The organism is Treponema sp. OMZ 906 (assembly GCF_024181185.1).
GTDB lineage: Bacteria > Spirochaetota > Spirochaetia > Treponematales > Treponemataceae > Treponema.
In genome coordinates this window covers 2,187,090-2,204,791 of sequence record NZ_CP051196.1, presented here as the reverse complement: position 1 = coordinate 2,204,791, position 17,702 = coordinate 2,187,090, and the positions used below count along the sequence as shown (strand labels likewise).

Genomic DNA, 17,702 nt, shown 5'->3' with positions numbered 1-17,702 from the left:
TCGCAGACGATTTTATGTTCTGCAAAGTCATGGAACATGAATCTATTTGTAAAGAATTTCTTGAGATACTCTTTAACGCTAAGATAGAGAAAATCACGTATCTATCGTCCCAAAATACCGTTACCACTAATTCGAGCGCAAAAAATGTTCGTCTTGACGTATTGGTAAAAGACGAAGCCGGTACATCTTATGATATTGAGATGTGTTTTCCGATAGACGTCCGTGTCTATCGGAAAACACGAGTTTTGCCATTCGGCAAAACATCGCTGCTGCTAGAACCAGCGGCATCCATGCCGCTGCTGAACCAGACTTTTCGAAAAAAGCCTTCCGTTAGCCTTTTGTAAATAGGCGGAGTAGATGCTAGGAGCGTACAAAAAACACCCGCAGGCGTACTTGCTGTACGTCGAGGACTGTTTTTTGTTAAGCGACAACGCAGATACCCGCATATTTTCAAAAGATACAAAAAAAGATTATATTGAGAATGCAAATGCATTTAGCACAGCAGATAATAAAGATTTACAGGGCTTTTTACAATATGTAAAAACCGGTAAGGTAACAACTAAATATACAGGGAGGATAGAGCAGATGATACAGACAGTAAAACAGAATGAATTAGCACGGAGAGAATACCATATTTTACCGGTAGCTCTTATGGACGCTTTCGATGAAGGTGAAGCCAAAGGTTTCGCCGAAGGTTCCCGCCAAGCAAAACTCGAAACAGCAAAGATACTAAAACAGTACGGAGATTCCATGCAAAAGATAATACAAGCTACCGGTCTTACTCGAGAAGATGTTGAAGCGATTAAATAAGACGTCAGTGGTTTCGGATAGCAACGAGTCTTTCACTGAAAAACTCGTAATTCAAAGATGTACAAGGAAGTACATCTTTGAATGATGCTGTTCATGGCGCTGTTGACCAGTGTACGTCCCTGTACGCTGGTCAACGACGAGTTTTTGCGCAGCAAAAACGTCGCTGCTATATGGAACCACCGCCGTCCGTGGCGGTGCTGTTTTTATTTTTTTGGAAGGTCACTGCGGGTTTTAATGACTTGTAAGATGAGCCCGTAATTCACCGCTTCGTCTGCCGAAAGCCAATAGTCGCGATCGGTATCTTTAGCAACCTCAGCTACGTTTTTACCGGTCTCTTCGGCGATAAGCGCATTTATTTTTACGCGGATTTTTTCAATTTCTTTTGCGTGAATTTCAATATCCGTCGCAACCCCTTTGATGCCGGATAACGGTTGATGGATGAGGTAGTGGCTGTTCGGAAGCCCAAGCCGATAGTTTTTCGGCGCTGCTAAAAGAATAAGCGCACCTGCACTGGCTACCAATCCCATACCGATCGTATAAACCGGCGGCTTAATGAACCGGATCATATCGAAAATCGCAAAACCGGCATCAACATCTCCGCCCGGAGAATCGATATACACATAAATCGGTTTTGAAGCGGAATCGGATTCGAGTATCAAAAGCTGGCGGATAACTTTTTCCGCCAGTTCTTTATTCACTTCACCCGACAAGATAATTTGACGGGTATTCAAGAACTTCTGCATCAGCTGATCATTTGCGCTATCGCTTGTTTTTTCTTTTGATGTTTCTTCCGCGTTATAAAAAGTATTCATGAGGTGTCCTTTATGAGTATAAAACATCCCTGAATCGTTTTGATTTTCAGAAATGCCTATCAATAAAAATACGGTTGTCATAAAAACCGTTGACGTACTACCATACTAAAAAAGCACACTTTAGTACAGCGGGTATGGAATGTGTGTGCGCAGCAACGCCATAGATGCGCCTGCCGTAAGCCTTTTGAAAATAGTGATACCGGATACAAGGCGCGAACAAAAATAAAGCGGAGGCGTACTTGTTGTACGTCGAGCATTTATTTTTGTGTAGCAACGCCGTAGACGGTATGCATATTTTCAAAAGCTCCCGAGGCGTTTGATTTCTTCGATTTTATCCCTCACCACCGCCGCTTCTTCAAAGAGGAGCATATCGGCATATTCAGCCATCTGCGCTTCGAGCTTTTTGATAAGCTTTTTGCGGTCGGCGGGGTTCAGAATATTGAAGCTGTTGACAAGCGGCTCGGTTTCGGCGCGGGCGGCTTCTTTTTTGATTTCCGTTTCGCGTACCAAAATATCTTCAATCGATTTTTTTATGGTTTTAGGCGTAATGCCGTGCTCATCGTTGTAGGCTTGCTGAATTGAACGGCGGCGGGTGGTTTCTTCTATTGTTTCCTTCATCGCGTCGCTGATACGGTCGGCATACATCACTACGCTGCCGTTGGCATTACGCGCCGCCCGTCCGACAATCTGTACGAGGCTGGTGGTTGACCGCAAAAAGCCGATTTTATCCGCGTCGAGGATGCCGATAAACGACACTTCCGGCAGGTCGATACCTTCCCGCAGGAGGTTAATTCCGATGAGCACATCGAACTCACCCGCCCTCAAGCCTTTGAGGATTTCTACCCGCTCGATGGTTTCCACCTCGCTGTGGATATACTTCACCTTTAAGCCCAAACCGGTGAGGTAGTCGGTAAGGTCTTCCGCCATCTTCTTGGTAAGCGTGAGGATGAGGCTCCGCTCATCCTTTGCGATACGCTTTTTCACCTCGCCGTAGATATGCTCCATCTGCCCCTCGCTCGGATGAATTTCGATGAGCGGGTCTAACAGACCGGTCGGGCGGATAAGCTGTTCAACAACGCGGGTAGAATATTGCAATTCTTTGGGGCCGGGTGTTGCGGAAACAAAGACAGCCTGATTGAGCATTGTTTCAAACTCATTGATTTTGAGCGGGCGGTTATCCAGCGCGCAGGGGAGCCGGAAGCCGAAGTCTACAAGGTTCTGCTTGCGGCTGCGGTCGCCTTCGTACATCGCGCCGATCTGCGGAAAGGTTACGTGGCTTTCGTCCATAAAAAGGAGGAAGTCCTTGGGAAAGTAATGAAAAAGCGTTGCAGGAGGCTCGCCCGGCTTGCGGTTTGCGATCGGCGCTGAATAGTTTTCTATCCCCGGGCAATGCCCCATCTCGGAGAGCATTTCGATATCGTATTCGGTACGGGTTTTCAAGCGTTCAGCCTCAAAGAGCTTTCCCTGCGCCTTGAGCGTTTCCAAACGGGCATCAAGCTCCTGCTTAATCCGCTCGATGGCATTGGGGATAGCATTTTCCGGCATAACAAAGTGCTTTGCCGGATAAATCGAAAGCTCTTCGTATTCTTGGCTCACTTCGCCGGTCAGCGGGCTAAAGCGGCGGATACGCACAATCTCTTCCCAGTCAAACTCGATGCGGTAGGCTTCTTCCATATACGCAGGGAATATTTCCATCACATCGCCCTTCACACGGAACCGACCACGCTCCAATACCGCATCGTTGCGCTCGTATTGCAGACTGATCAGCTGCTTTTTGAGTTTACCGGGATCAACGGTCTGCCCTTTTTCTATGGTGATGCGTAAATCGCGCCACGATTCGGGTAAGCCCAAGCCGTAAATGCACGACACTGTTGACACAACGATGACATCCCGCCGCTCCATCAAACTGAATGTTGCCGAAAGCCGGAGTCGGTCTATCTCATCGTTGATAGAAGCGTCTTTTTCGATATAGAGGTCTCGCGCCGGGACATAAGCCTCCGGCTGGTAGTAATCATAGTATGAAACAAAGTATTCGACGGCGTTTTCAGGAAAAAAGCCTTTGAACTCACGGTAGAGCTGCGCCGCGAGCGTCTTGTTGTGGCTGATAATCAGCGTCGGTTTTTGCACCGCCTGAATGATATTCGCCATCGTAAAAGTCTTACCCGAACCGGTAACACCTTTGAGCGTTTGGAACCGGTCGCCGGCAAGTATGCCGTCCGAAAGCTGCCGTATCGCATCGCCTTGATCACCCGCAGGCTGATAATCCGCCATCAGTTTAAACTGTTTCATATATGGATGAGATTGTACTGTATTCTGTAGTTTATTTCTATCATTTTGGTACGGGTACACGAAAATACGCAGTAAAGAATGTAATATCACCGACGTCTGTTGCGGTGCTGATGCGTTTACTCTGATGTAGTCGGCAATTTGCTTGTAAAAAGCATCCCCATATATTATAATAAATCAATGGAAAATTATAATAAATCCGCGAGCGGGCAGGGCGATGAACTTTTTGTCTGCGGCGGATGCAATGCAAAAATCGGCGCTGGTGTTTTGAGCGCCTTACTGAAAACTCTCCCTAAAACTTCACACGAAGGCTTATTGGTCGGCTTCGACAGCTCCGATGATGCGGCTGTTATTCAGCTGACACCCGATATAGCAGTCATCCAGACCCTTGATTTTTTCCCGCCGATGGTAACCGATCCTACCCTTTTCGGGCAGATTGCAGCAGCGAATGCTTTAAGCGATGTGTACGCGATGGGCGGCGAGCCGGTATGTGCAATGAACATTGTCTGCTATCCTGAGGAAGCAACCCGCGATAATGCATACACAGCGCTGCAAAGTATTCTAACCGGCGGCGCGGAAAAGGTAAAAGAAGCAGGGGCGGCACTCGTTGGCGGGCACTCCATCCACGACCCCAAAATAAAATACGGACTTTCCGTGATGGGAACGATACACCCTGAGCGCATTTGGCGAAACAACACCCCGCAGGCGGGAGATGTGTTATTTTTAACCAAAAAACTGGGGATCGGGATTATCACCACCGCGTACAGCGCAGGAGAAGTCTCCCGCGCCGCCTTTGACGAAGCGGCTGCCTCAATGACCTACCTCAATAAATACGCAGCCGAGGTTCTCCGGAACTTTACCGTTCATGCCTGCACTGATGTAACCGGTTTCGGCTTGAGCGGACACCTTTCGGAAATGACCGGCACGGATTTTACCGCCCGCCTTGAGGCAAACCGTATTCCCTATATCGAGGCAGCGTATCAGGCAGCCGGTGAATTTTTGCTTACCGCCGGCGGACAGCGGAACCGGAACTTTGCCCAAGGGAAAATTCACTTCGGCATAAAAGATTTTGCGCTCGAAGAAATTATCTTTGACCCGCAAACCTCAGGCGGTTTGCTCTTTGCCGTCAGCCCCGCCGAAGCGGAAAAAATCAGACCGGCCTTTGCCGAGGCAGGCATCAGTCTATTCCAAATCGGCACCATCGAATCGCGTGCGGATTATCCGATTACGGTGAAATAATGGTTACTTAGTATCTATGGAGGAAAATGCTTACAAGATTAACATTGACAAATAATTGGTATCATATATAATACCAATTATGGATATTCCAATAGTCGTTATAGATACAAATGTTATGCTATCGGCATTAAAAAGTGTAAATGGAAAGTCAAATCAGTTATTACAAGAAATCGGTACCGGTAGATTTGATTTTGCTATTTCAGTTCCGCTTATTTTAGAATATGAAGCAGTTTTGAAAAAACACTTAGATAGAGCATACTATTCCGATGCTGATATTAATGATTTTTTAAATTATCTATGCCAGATTGGAAAGCATATACAACTATTCTATTTGTGGCGACCATATTTAAGAGATGGCTTTGATGATCATATTTTGGAGCTTGCGATTCATTCAAACAGTGAGATGATAATAACATTTAATAAAAAAGATTTCAAAGAAGCGGAACATTTAGGAATCGTTGCGCTAACGCCGCGGGAATTTATGGATATATTAAATGGAGGTCAAAAATGAGCACATTGAGTATTAGAATCCCGGATTCATATCACACAATGATAAAAGAAGTTGCTAAAATCGATAACATTTCAATAAATCAATTTATTGCCGCTGCAATAGGAGAAAAATTATCGGCACTACAAACGGAACAGTATATTGAGCAACGGGCAAAAAACGGATCGCGAGAAAAGTTTTTAGCTGTTTTACAAAAAGCTCCTAACAGCAAACCTGAAGAATGTGATGTATAAAACCTCATACGGATTATCCGATTGTGGTGAGATAATATATGGAGGAATGATAAAAAGCATCGGCTACAATAGCGCCTCCGCTTTTTATCTCGAGTTTGCTTACGCAAACTCATATACTTTAATTGCGCTTTCTCAACTGACATTTACGAAAGCGCGGCTAAAAACCTTTTTCGGAACTTGATAGTTCCTGCAAAAGGCTTTTATGGAGGAAAATGATGATTGAAGTAAATGCGATGGGCAAAGTGTGTCCCATTCCCGTCATTATGACGAAAAAAGTATTACGCGAAAACACCGCAGGAGAAAACATCCTGATACGGGTGGATAACGAAATTGCGACCCAGAACCTGACCAAGATGGCAGGACAGCTGAATATCAAAGCAAGCGTTACCAAGCTGAACGATGCGGAATACACCGTACTCTATGACTTTCAAGGATGCGAGGCTTGTGCTATTTTGAACGACACAAGCGTGTTGGAACAAGGCGCTGACGAATATGTTGTGGTGATCAATTCCGACAAGATGGGCACCGGTGATGAAGGCTTCGGCACAAAGCTGTTGGAGAACTTTGTGTATGCGCTGACCGAACAGGATCGGATCCCTAAAATGGTGGTGATGTATAACTCCGGTGTCCGCCTTGCAACCGAGAACGAAAAAACCGTCAATGATTTAAAAACCTTGCAGAACAAGGGGACGGAAGTGCTTGCGTGCGGGCTGTGTTTGGATTTCTACGGTTTAAAAGAGAAACTGCAAGTCGGTTCGGCTACCAATATGTACCGTATTACGGAAATTATGCGTACCAATAAGGTCGTAAAGCCCTAAGCTATGCAGAACGAAGTATTTTGCGTTATTTCATTTGATAGTACTCATCAGGCAATCGCAGCGGAAATGGCAGTGACCGGTCTCTCCGGCGCCCGCCTGATCCCGCTCCCTCCGGAAATCTCAGAAGGCTGCGGAATGGCGCTGCGGGTCAACCGTGAAGATGCTGAAAAAGCGGTTGACTTATTAAAAACAAGCGGAGCCGCGTATCAGGATGTGTATACCCTTACCGTCCACGGTGCAGACAGAACCGCAGTGAAGATGTCTGGGAAATAGTCAGAAGGGTAAGTAGTATGATTTATTTTGATAATAGCGCGACGACGCTCCATAAGCCGGACAGTGTTGCGGATGCAGTGTATGACGCGATAGTCTCGCAGCAGTTTGCAAATCCGGGGCGTGCTGCGCATAAAACCGCCCATGCGGCGCTTGCTTCTTTGTATAAAACCCGTGTTGCCGTTGCCCGCATCTTCCATATAACAGATCCGCTGCAAGTTGCACTGTGCCAAAATGCAACGGCAGCCTTGAACCTCGTGCTCAAAAGTTTGTTCGGAGCAGGCGATCACCTCATTACCACCGCGCTTGAACATAACTCCGTCTTGCGTCCGCTCTATCAGCTGGAAAGTCAGGGGGCGGAACTGTCGATTATCGGCTTTGATCTTGAAACAGGCGAGCTTGACTATACGGCAATGGAAGCGCAGATACGGGGCAATACCAAGGCGATTATTGTTACCGCCTGCTCCAACGTTATCGGCGCAGTCCCCGATATGCAGAGAATTTACAACTTATGTAAAAAGAATGGACTGACGTTGATTATCGATGCATCCCAAAGCGCCGGTACCATGCCGATGGATATTTCGCACTATGAGCAAACTATTGTCTGCTTTACCGGGCATAAAGGGTTGTATGGTCCGCAGGGTACCGGCGGCATCGTCGTGAACGGCGACTTTGCTTTTAAGCCGGTGTTTTCCGGCGGCAGCGGCATTCATTCTTTTGACAAAACACACCCCGCAACAATGCCTGATGTCTTTGAAGCCGGTACAATGAATGTCCCCTCCTTTGCGGGACTGACTGCAGGATGTGCATATATCGAACAGCTCGGACAAGAGAATGCTGCTGCGTACTTAGCGAAGCTGCGCGCATACTTTTTTAAACTCGCCGCAGACCTTCCATTTATCACGCTCTATGCACCGAACGTGCAAAATGCCGGTCCCGTTATCGGGCTGAACATTGGAACCGTGCCGTCTTCTGAAGTGAGCCGCCTCCTTGATGAACGGTACGGCATTGCAACCCGTCCGGGTGCCCACTGCGCTCCGCTTGTGCACCGGAGCTATAAAACGGAAGCACAGGGGATTGTCCGCTTCAGCTTTTCTACGTTTAATACAACGGAAGAGATAGAGGCTAGTATCGATGCTCTTGGGGCCATCAGCGAGTCCTTTTGAAATATGCGGGTATCTCCTTCGTTGCTGCGAAAAAATTAATCCTCAACGTATCAAAGATACGCCTGCGGTTAATTTTTCCTCGCGCCTCGGATCTACCTCGCCTATTTCAAAAGGCTTACGGAGGAGTATGCTTTACGATACGCTGCTGCTGAAAAATTAATCCTCAACGTATCATTTCCGACATGGATGTCGGTGGTTTTCGACAGGAGCGAGTTCGCATTGCGAACTCGTCGTTAAGCAGTTGTACAGGGATGTACAACTGCTTAACAGTCTATTTCAAAAGGCTTACGGAAAGCTATATACTACGTGCGGCTACTGGGAATCCTCAACGTATCATTTCCGACATGGATGTCGGTGGTTTTCGACAGGAGCGAGTTCGCATTGCGAACTCGTCGTTAAGCAGTTGTACAGGGATGTACAACTGCTTAACAGTCTATTTCAAAAGGCTTACGGAAAATGTGTTTTCAAAAGCGGTAGGGGTGTGTGCAGCGCATTGAGTACTGCAATAAAAATTGCCGTATCGTAGTCGTTCGTTCCGATTTGCAAACTGGCGATATCGCTCAATGGGAAAGGAACAATCCGCCGCTGCTTCAAAGTCGCCGGTAGTCATATTGAGAAAAATAGCGGTGGTAAGCGTTTCCGTCTTCATACCGGTAATTCCGGCCAGCATCATACAAGCGCCGAATTCTCCCAACACTCGTGCAAAGCATATTATCCAGATGCAGCCTATCTGATATTTGAGGTTTGGAAGCACAATATGAAAAAATATCTGTACATTGGATAAGCCGAGATTTTTTCCGATAAAAACATAATTATGATCGAGCATATCAAAAAGTGCGGAAAAGTTTTTAACGGTGTATGGAAGGTTCACAAAAAACTGTGCCATCACAACACCGGCCGGTGTATACGCAAAATCAATACCCTGCGGTTGTCCTTATCATCGCAGACTTGATGCGTTATCACATAATATGATATGTATTTAACACGATTTTTGATAATCGTTCCTATTGTTAGAAATATTTATTCGTGCGGAGGGGATACTACCTCTGCGCTTTGCATCGGGGGGAGGGGGATTATCAATTTCAAAATATTTTTATATCTTTATGGAGAAAAACAGTGAATGCAACTACCTTTTTTTCGCTTACATCAAATGTAGCGCTCTTTTTTATGGCTCTCTATTTTTTATTTAAAATAAGACCGATAAAAGCCGCTTTGGTATATCATACAAAAACACAAGCGGAATTTATTGCTGCAATCGGGCTAACATTAGTCTTTTCTATTTTAAATATTTTGGCTTCGGTTCTCGGTATCCAAGTGGGAAATGCGCTCGCGAATATCAGAACAGGCGTTGTCGTTGTTGCAACGGCGCTGCTTGGACCTCTGCCGGGAATCATTGTCGGACTGATCGGCAGCGTGTATCGATACACTGTCGGAGGATGGACAGCGCTCGGCTGTTCTGCAGCAACTTTTTTCTCAGGTATCGTCTGTGCCGGTATCGTCTTGATCCTTCGGCAGAAATACGAACGCATAACTTTAACGTACAAAACGATTTTGCTTTTTTCAGGTTTCGGTGGAGTGTGGGAAATACTGCACATCATGGTATTTGTACCGCTCCTCGGAGAGAAACCGTTCGCAGAGGCCGCCGCGCTCATGTTCGATCTGCTTCTCTTTCCGCAAATCATTATTAATGCCGTTATTATCGCTGCGGTGTTATTCTTGATTACGGATCTTGGAAAACAGGAAAACATCAAACAGCTGCAAGAAGATGAGGCGCTTTTACGCGCAAAGCAAACGGCCAATCAATCGGTCATAGAAGCGATTCATCACGCTCTCCGTAATTTGACGGAGCACGGAACCATTCTTGAAGGAACAATGCAGACTACGTCAGAAGGCGCCGGTCACATTGCCGGAAATATCAATAGCCTCAAGCAGCAATTGATGAATCAGGCCGAGAGTGTAACAACGACCGACAGTACGGTAAAAACGATTTTGGAAACACTCAATACGCTCGACGGCTACATTGTTATCCAATCAAATAAACTTATGCAGTCTTCTTCATTGATAGAAACGATGATAACAAACGTGAGAGCCGTTACCGAATTACTTGAAGAAAGTAATACCGTTATCAAAGATGCGTATCAACTGAGTATGCAAGGAAAGGCAGGGGCAAAAAATGCCAATGAAGCGGCAATGGAAATTGCCAAAAGGTCAGGCGATCTTTTGGAAGCAGGTGAAGTTATTCAAAATGTGGCGAGCCAAACTAATCTCTTAGCGATGAACGCAGCTATTGAAGCGGCACATGCCGGTGAATCGGGTAAAGGTTTCGCTGTCGTTGCCGATGAAATTCGGAAATTAGCGGAAGAATCAAGTATGCAAGGAAAAAAGATTGCCGCGGTCATTAAAGAATCTTTACAGATTATCCAGAAATTAACCAATACCGAAAGCACGACTGAAAAGGCGTTTGAACAGGTATACACATTGGTGAGCAAAATTTCCGAGCAGGAAGCCGGTATTTTGGAAGCAATGCAACAGCAGGAAACCGGCAGTGAAAAAATTACCGCAGCTATTACGGATATCAACGGTATAACACATGATATAAAAACTAAATCGGAAGAAATGGCAAATAACGGCCGCCATACTGCAGAGGAAATGGCGATGCTCAATACCCTAACCGCAGCGCTGACAGAGAAAATGAGCGAAATGACCGGTGATGTATTGAACATCAACAAGGCAATCCAAACCGTCCACGAAGTTACTCAAAAAAATGCACAAGCTATCCAAGAAGTCGTACGGGAAGTTGATTCATTCCAACTCTAGCAAGGTATCAGGGCTTTCGCATTATACATATTCTAGGCGACTGCTGTCTTTTTGTGCGAAATTTTTTCGGTAAATGGGTAAACGCATCAGACAGTCAAAACCATAGCGCAAAATAACGAGGCTGGAGCAGCATTTGAGCCGCAAAGCGGCGAAATTCTGCTGATACAGCCTCGTTATTTTGCGGGGGATATACTCCTAACAACCTGATGCGTTTACCTCCATTATATTAACGATTTGACACGGTATTTTTATTGAGGTATACTTATTGAACTTATTTGAGGAGGCGCAAATATGCGAAAAATAAGCTTAAAAGCGGTACTGGGAGCAGCTGTACTGGTATTAAGTGCATTTGTCATTTGCTCATGTACAAAAAGCGAGGAAACGACAAAGAAAGCTATGAAAGTCGGTATGGTTACCGATGCGGGGACGATTGATGATAAATCATTCAATCAGGGAACATGGGAAGGCATTATCCGTGCGGAAAAGGAACTTGGCGTTGAGATTAAATACTTAAAGCCGGTGGGGACAACCGAAGCGGACTATGTAAAAGAAATCTCCAACCTCTATGATTCAGGATATAAATTCATCGTTTGCCCTGGCTTTAAATTTGAAACTGCAATTTTCAAGGCACAGACAAAATACCCTGATGCAAAACTCGTCCTTATCGACGGCAACGCTCATCCTGCCGATTCGTATGATGCTCAAAACGGGCCGAATACCATCGGTATTCTCTTTGCCGAACAGGAAGCAGGCTTCACTGCCGGCCTTGCCGCAGCGCTTCAATTAAAAGAAGGCCGCTTCGGATTTATCGGCGGTATGGAAATTCCGGCTGTTCAGAAGTTCAACTGGGGATGGCAGCAAGGTATTAAATATGCCAATGAAAATCTTGGAACGAACATCGAAATGCATCCGGAGGATTTCGTATATCAGGGAACGTTTAGCGATATCGCAGCGGGACAGCAGATCGCTGCTTCCATGTTTGACCGCGGTGTTACCTGTATCCACGCTGCAGCAGGCGGCGTCGGCGTCGGTGTAATCAATGAAACAAAAGCACGCCGTCAGGTCGGAAAAGACGTATGGGTTGTCGGTGTCGACGTTAATCAGTATAACGAAGGATTACTCCCCGATAAAAAATCGGTCGTTTTAACTTCTGCAATGAAGTATGTAGACCGTGCATCTTATGATATGGTCAAAGACGAACTCGATGGTAAATTTCAAGGTGGAAGAACACTTATTTTGACTGCAAAAGAAGATGCGGTCGGTATTCCTCCGGAGAACCCCAACCTTTCCGATGAGGTACAAGCGAAAGTGAATGAAATTTATCAGCAGATTAAGTCAGGCGCCATTGTCGTTGCCGACAAGCAGGGCGATTTATTCCGCTAATCGATAAGCGTTTGTTTTCTGCAAATCCGAGGATGTATGACTACGTACGCCTCGGATTTTTCTTTAATCGTTTATTGAGAAATCTCTAAAAACTGAGGTTTTTAACAATAGTAATTAGATAAAAGTTTACAGTGTAAATAAAGGAAGGCCTGATCTGTCTGAACAATATGCTATTGAAATGCGCCATATCCGCAAAGAATTCCCCGGTATTGTTGCAAATGATGATATAACATTGCAGGTAAAAAAGGGGGAAATCCATGCAATTCTCGGGGAAAACGGCGCGGGTAAATCCACTCTTATGAGTATCTTATTCGGTTTATACCACCCTGATGCGGGAGAAATCCTTGTAAACGGTAAACAGGTGGTTATCAATAATCCGAATGATGCTAACGAACTCGGTATCGGTATGGTACATCAGCATTTCCAGCTTGTACATAACTTTACCGTCACCGAAAATATTATCCTCGGAAAAGAAGGTGGCTTTTTTCTCGACTTGCATAAGGCCGAAAAAAAAATAAAAGAATTAAGCGCCCGATACGGATTACAAATCGATCCGAATGCACGCATTATGGATATAACAGTCGGTATGCAACAGCGTGTGGAGATTTTAAAAATGCTGTACCGCGATGCGGAAGTGCTCATCTTTGACGAGCCTACCGCCGTTTTAACGCCGCAGGAAATCGAAGAGCTTATCCAAATAATGAGGAATCTGGTAAAGGAAGGAAAATCCATTATCCTCATCACCCATAAATTACAGGAAATTAAGGACGTTGCGGATCGCTGCACCATCATACGGCGAGGAAAATTGATCGATGTGATAGACGTCGCCACTACTTCCAAAAACGAGATGGCAGCAAAGATGGTCGGGCGTCCGGTGGAATTTAAGGTACAAAAAACGCCTGCACAGCCCGGCGAAGTCGTACTCGATATACAACACCTCAAAGTTATCGGTGCAAAAAAAGTACCTGCCGTCAATGACTTTTCACTGCAAGTGCATAAAGGCGAAATTGTCGGTATCGCGGGGGTTGACGGGAATGGGCAGAGTGAGCTTGTTCATGCACTTTCGGGATTAATGCCGATTGCGGAAGGAACCGTTCTGCTAAGTGGTAAGGATATCACGAAGACCTCTATCCGCGAACGCAATGAATCGGGTATGGGATTGGTTCCCGAAGACCGCCAGAAACACGGTTTGGTTATGCAGTATACGATTGCCGAAAATACGATTATCAAATCATACTACAAAGAACCTTTTCAAAAGCACGGGTTCCTGCATAAAAACCGGATGTTCACATTTGCGGGTGATATTACCAAGCAATTCGATGTTCGCTCCGGCGAAGGGGTTTACTCGGCTGCACGGAACTTGAGTGGTGGAAATCAACAAAAGGCTATCCTCGGCCGTGAAATTGCCCTTGATCCGGAACTGCTGATTGCCGTACAGCCTACCCGTGGGCTGGATGTCGGCGCTATCGAGGCAATCCATAAAGAATTGGTCAAACACAGGGACAGAGGGCGAGCCGTATTGCTCATTTCTTTTGAGTTGGACGAAATCTTTAATCTGTCGGATCGAATTGCAGTTATGCATCGCGGCACCCTAACCGGTATAGTTCGTCCTGAAGAAACTACGGTCGAGGAAGTGGGATTGATGATGGCCGGAGATACGCGCAAACATGGAGGCCAACAGTGATGATAAAAAGACACACTTCGCTTTCGGATAATACCCTTGTAATCAGTCTTTCCGCCGTATTGCTCGGTTTAATTGCCGGAGCGATTCTGATTATTTGTATCGGAGAAAATCCTTTTACCGCTTTTTCTTACCTTTTCCGTGGCGGACTTATGAATATTGAACGCATCGGGAATACGCTTGCAACGGCAACGACACTCTTATTGGTGGGGCTTTCCGTTTCATTTGCATTTAAAACCGGACTCTTCAATATCGGAGGTTCGGGGCAGATGCTGATCGGCGGATTGCTTGGCAGTATGTTTGCCTTGTCGGCGACATCTATGCCGCGGCCGATCTTTTTCATTGTACTGATTCTTATCGGTATCGCAGGCGGAGCGCTTTGGGGCGTTGTTCCCGGCTTATTAAAAGCGCTGTTCAATGTGCATGAAGTTGTTTCTACCATTATGATGAACTGGATTGCGTATTGGCTCGTTTTTTATATCGTACCGGGCTACTTAAAAGCGGAATATCTGGAAACGGAAAGTAAATCCATCGCAGTTGCCCGCTCGCTTCGTACCCCATGGCTTACCGATTTGTTCAGCAGCGAATATGTAAACTACGGTATCTTTCTCGGTATTCTTGCAATGATCCTTCTTAAAATTATCTTGGATAAGACTACCCTCGGCTTTGAATTAAAAGCAGTCGGTTATAACCGTAACTGTGCGGAATACGCAGGAATCAAAGTAAACCGGAATATCGTTATTTCGATGATGATTGCGGGAGCGCTGTCGGGTTTGGCGGGACTTACCTACTATACCGGCTACGCACTGAATATGCAGATCGGCGTAATGCCCTCACAAGGGTTTGACGGTATCGCCGTTTCTTTACTTGGCGCCGGTACTCCGGTCGGCGTTGCGCTCAGTTCGATTTTCTTCGGCGTGCTTCATGTCGGTAAGGGCTTTATGAGCGCAAACACTATTGTTCCGCCGGAAATTGCAGATACCATCATTGCGGTTATCATCTATTTTACAGCGACCAGCCTGCTCTTTAAACGCTTCTGGGGTATGATTTCCAAAAAAATACGCACACGTCAAACAGCAGGGCTTGCTGCGGAGGAGGTATAACGTATGTGGCATATTTTAACCCTTATTTTTCCATATGTAATTGCATATACGATTCCTCTTTTGATTACTTCGCTCGGTGGGCTATACAGCGAACGGAGCGGCGTTACGAACCTCGGCCTTGAAGGATTGATGCTGATCGGCGGTTTTTCCGCAGCGGTCACTATCAATTTGCTGCAACATTCCGTTCCGGCTGGGATTGTTATTCCTATCGGCTTGCTGGTTGCCGCTGTAGCCGGTATCCTTTTTTCGCTGTTGCATGCCTTTGCGTCGATTACACTGAAAGCGGATCAGGTTATCAGCGGTACTGCTATCAATATGCTCGCCGCCGCGTTAACCATCTATATGGCTCGTACCATAACCGGTTCGGGAAACGTACGTGTTGCAGGTATTATCCGGCAGGACGTCCCCGGACTTTCAAAAATTCCCGTATTGGGGCCGCTCTTCTTTTCGCAAGTGTATTGGAGCACGTGGCTGGTACTACTGATACTTATTCTATCGTGGATACTGCTATATAAGACCTCGTTCGGGTTACGGCTGCGTGCTTGCGGCGAGCATCCGTCTGCCGTTGCGAGCGCCGGTATCAACGTACATCGGATGCGGTACTTTGCGGTATGTGCGAGCGGTGCGCTTTCCGCATTGGGCGGCTCCATCATTCTCGTAACCTATTCGGGAGAGTTTAACGGCAGCGTAGACGGACTTGGCTTCTTGGCTATCGCCGCTTTGATCTTCGGTCAATGGAAGCCGTTCGGTATTTTGGGTGCAACCTTCTTCTTCGGGTTTGCCCGCACCGTTGCGAATGTTTCACAGGTTATTCCCGCTTTAAGCGGTATACCGCCGGTGTGGCTCAAGATATTTCCCTATCTCGTTACACTGATAGCCCTCGTGCTGTTCAGTAAAAACTCCGCCGCGCCAAAGGCAAACGGCGAACCGTATTAAAGAATCCCAACCTTATGCGTGAAATTTTTAAAAGTTTCACGCATTTTTTTTAAAGGAAGTATAAAATGGACACAAAAATATTCCTTATCATTTTTCTTATTTTATGGATTGGGCCAATAATAGCCGGCATAATTGTTGCAAAAAAGAAAAATCGCTCGCCCCATTGGTTTTGGCTTGGAATTTGGCCGGGAATAGGAATATGGGTTTTTATTGTAATGTTAATTTTAAAGCCTTTAGAAATCTGTGAATCATGTAATAAAAAAATTCCTAATGGGGCTAAACTTTGCCCCTATTGCGGAAAAGAAACAGTTTTAGCAAATAAAACCGAAACTGAAATCAAAGATATAAAGAAAAAACAAAGTAAGAAAATAATAATTACTGTAGTTTGTGTTTTGTTTATTATTATTGGCTTGTCCTCCATAATTGTTATTTCGATAATGCAAATATTTAAAATGAGCACACCATTCAAGCATTCAATAGAATTAATTGAAACAAACCATGAGATAATGGAGTATATTGGAGCTGATTATAAACAAATAGGAATGATATCGGGATCAATTAATGCACGTGGAGATTCTTCCGGTGATGCTTCAATTTCATATAAGATAAAGGGAAAAAACGGAATTTCTAGGGTTTATGTAAAGGCTAAAAAAGAAAATGGGATTTGGACATATCAAAAAATCTTATTTTATAAAGAAGTTGATAGCCCTAATGTTGTGAATCTATTGGAAGAAAAATAATTGCTTAGTAGCCGTTCTATGTGGTACTGTAAACCTGGATTTTAGACTTTCTTTGCTATTATAATATTCCGGTTCCTTTACATCTATGACACTTTCCAGAACCTTTACACGCAACACAATTATGATTATAACAATGCGTATCGTAATCCTGTCCAGTCCCATCGCAGTGTGAGCATTTTCCAGTTCCACGGCATTGCAGACAGGGTGATTCTTTTACTTCACAACTTGTAAATCCAACTGCTACTGATATTGTCAATAGATAGACTAGTAGCACAACAAATGTATTCCTTTTCATTTAAGAACCCCTATAAATTTTCCGCAAGTGGTTAGCTTGTCGACCTAACATTATAGTTTCAGAGTTTTATTTTCATCCCATTTAAATGTCATATACATCTATACTATACATACTATTTTATCGATTTGTCAACACAAAATATTTTATAAAAAACGGTGCGCATGTGATGTGAAAAAGCTTTTTAAACTGAATCTTAAAAGTTCAGCTTATGTTCAGCAACTAAAACTTGCTGAAAAAGATTTTTCTCTTTTTAATCGGCATATGCAACCACAGCAGATTTAAAATTTCCGTTATCATCAAAATCAATATATAATTCCCACATAGCAAGGAAACCGTCAGATTTTAACCAATAAGAGGCCTCATTATCACTTATCCTACCTTCAAGTTTTGGTTTTCCTAGCAAATCGAATATTTCAGCTCTTTTGGGTTTATCTTCATTTAATTTTTTAATAAGCGAATCGGTCATATAAAATCGATTTTTTTCTCTCATCCATTGTTTTTTGTTAAATGGAATCTGTCTTTGTGAACATGAAACAAATACTATACAAAATAATATAAATATAATCGTAATTTTTCTCATTTATTATCCCATTATAGCGCCCCAG

At 44.8% G+C, this 17,702-nt stretch carries 16 protein-coding genes and 1 pseudogene; 13 read left to right on the top strand and 4 right to left on the bottom strand.

All coding sequences use genetic code 11. The features are described 5' to 3' along the window. Positions 1-9: 9 nt before the first annotated feature. Positions 10-810: pseudogene (locus E4N69_RS12820) on the top strand (hypothetical protein); the annotation flags it as partial. Between the two features lie 203 nt (positions 811-1,013). Here E4N69_RS12820 and E4N69_RS09920 read toward each other — a convergent pair. Both E4N69_RS09920 and uvrB read right to left on the bottom strand, forming a co-directional pair. Further along, the gene (locus E4N69_RS09920) at positions 1,014-1,622 is read right to left on the bottom strand and encodes an ATP-dependent Clp protease proteolytic subunit (protein WP_253823717.1); all 609 of its coding nucleotides are present in this window, start codon (positions 1,620-1,622) and stop codon (positions 1,014-1,016) included. Positions 1,623-1,919: 297 nt separating this feature from the next. Then, positions 1,920-3,911 carry an excinuclease ABC subunit UvrB gene (gene uvrB, locus E4N69_RS09915; protein WP_253823716.1) on the bottom strand — a complete coding sequence of 664 codons (1,992 nt, stop codon included), beginning with the start codon at positions 3,909-3,911 and terminating at the stop codon, positions 1,920-1,922. 177 nt (positions 3,912-4,088) lie between these two features. On the opposite strand from uvrB, the gene selD reads away from it, so the two are divergent. The 6 genes from selD (at position 4,089) to E4N69_RS09885 (ending at position 8,142) form a co-directional block, all read left to right on the top strand. Next, positions 4,089-5,147, top strand: coding sequence for a selenide, water dikinase SelD (gene selD / locus E4N69_RS09910; protein ID WP_253823715.1), 1,059 nt, complete (start codon positions 4,089-4,091; stop codon positions 5,145-5,147). 79 nt (positions 5,148-5,226) lie between these two features. Next, positions 5,227-5,658 carry a putative toxin-antitoxin system toxin component, PIN family gene (locus E4N69_RS09905; RefSeq protein WP_253823714.1) on the top strand — a complete coding sequence of 144 codons (432 nt, stop codon included), beginning with the start codon at positions 5,227-5,229 and terminating at the stop codon, positions 5,656-5,658. Then, complete coding sequence (locus tag E4N69_RS09900) at positions 5,655-5,888, top strand: toxin-antitoxin system HicB family antitoxin (RefSeq protein WP_016670442.1); 234 nt, start codon at positions 5,655-5,657, stop codon at positions 5,886-5,888. Before E4N69_RS09905 ends, E4N69_RS09900 begins: the two co-directional genes overlap by 4 nt. A 215-nt stretch (positions 5,889-6,103) precedes the next feature. After that, the gene (gene yedF, locus E4N69_RS09895; RefSeq protein ID WP_253823713.1) at positions 6,104-6,706 is read left to right on the top strand and encodes a sulfurtransferase-like selenium metabolism protein YedF; all 603 of its coding nucleotides are present in this window, start codon (positions 6,104-6,106) and stop codon (positions 6,704-6,706) included. Between the two features lie 3 nt (positions 6,707-6,709). Next, on the top strand, positions 6,710-6,979 hold the full coding sequence (locus tag E4N69_RS09890; protein WP_016670444.1) for a putative Se/S carrier protein: 270 nt from the start codon (positions 6,710-6,712) through the stop codon (positions 6,977-6,979). 17 nt (positions 6,980-6,996) lie between these two features. Beyond that, positions 6,997-8,142 carry an aminotransferase class V-fold PLP-dependent enzyme gene (locus E4N69_RS09885; RefSeq protein WP_253823712.1) on the top strand — a complete coding sequence of 382 codons (1,146 nt, stop codon included), beginning with the start codon at positions 6,997-6,999 and terminating at the stop codon, positions 8,140-8,142. A 433-nt stretch (positions 8,143-8,575) separates the two neighbouring features. Here E4N69_RS09885 and E4N69_RS09880 read toward each other — a convergent pair whose 3' ends face one another. Next, a complete protein-coding gene (locus E4N69_RS09880; protein WP_371922385.1) occupies positions 8,576-9,061 on the bottom strand; it encodes an ABC transporter permease subunit in 486 nt (161 codons plus the stop codon). A gap of 197 nt (positions 9,062-9,258) precedes the next feature. On the opposite strand from E4N69_RS09880, the gene E4N69_RS09875 reads away from it, so the two are divergent. The 6 genes from E4N69_RS09875 (at position 9,259) to E4N69_RS09850 (ending at position 16,802) form a co-directional block, all read left to right on the top strand. Beyond that, a complete protein-coding gene (locus tag E4N69_RS09875; RefSeq protein WP_253823710.1) occupies positions 9,259-10,959 on the top strand; it encodes a methyl-accepting chemotaxis protein in 1,701 nt (566 codons plus the stop codon). Positions 10,960-11,250: 291 nt separating this feature from the next. Continuing rightward, positions 11,251-12,342: a BMP family lipoprotein gene (locus E4N69_RS09870; protein WP_253714247.1), complete on the top strand. Its 1,092-nt coding sequence runs from the start codon at positions 11,251-11,253 to the stop codon at positions 12,340-12,342. 178 nt (positions 12,343-12,520) lie between these two features. Further along, on the top strand, positions 12,521-14,026 hold the full coding sequence (locus E4N69_RS09865) for an ABC transporter ATP-binding protein (RefSeq protein WP_162664142.1): 1,506 nt from the start codon (positions 12,521-12,523) through the stop codon (positions 14,024-14,026). Continuing rightward, positions 14,026-15,126, top strand: coding sequence for an ABC transporter permease (locus E4N69_RS09860; protein WP_162664141.1), 1,101 nt, complete (start codon positions 14,026-14,028; stop codon positions 15,124-15,126). Before E4N69_RS09865 ends, E4N69_RS09860 begins: the two co-directional genes overlap by 1 nt. A 3-nt stretch (positions 15,127-15,129) precedes the next feature. Beyond that, positions 15,130-16,062, top strand: coding sequence for an ABC transporter permease (locus E4N69_RS09855; protein ID WP_253714245.1), 933 nt, complete (start codon positions 15,130-15,132; stop codon positions 16,060-16,062). A 65-nt stretch (positions 16,063-16,127) separates the two neighbouring features. Beyond that, positions 16,128-16,802: a cytochrome c oxidase assembly factor Coa1 family protein gene (locus tag E4N69_RS09850; RefSeq protein ID WP_253823709.1), complete on the top strand. Its 675-nt coding sequence runs from the start codon at positions 16,128-16,130 to the stop codon at positions 16,800-16,802. 545 nt (positions 16,803-17,347) lie between these two features. Here E4N69_RS09850 and E4N69_RS09845 read toward each other — a convergent pair. Continuing rightward, positions 17,348-17,677 carry a hypothetical protein gene (locus tag E4N69_RS09845; protein ID WP_253823708.1) on the bottom strand — a complete coding sequence of 110 codons (330 nt, stop codon included), beginning with the start codon at positions 17,675-17,677 and terminating at the stop codon, positions 17,348-17,350. Positions 17,678-17,702: the final 25 nt, after the last annotated feature.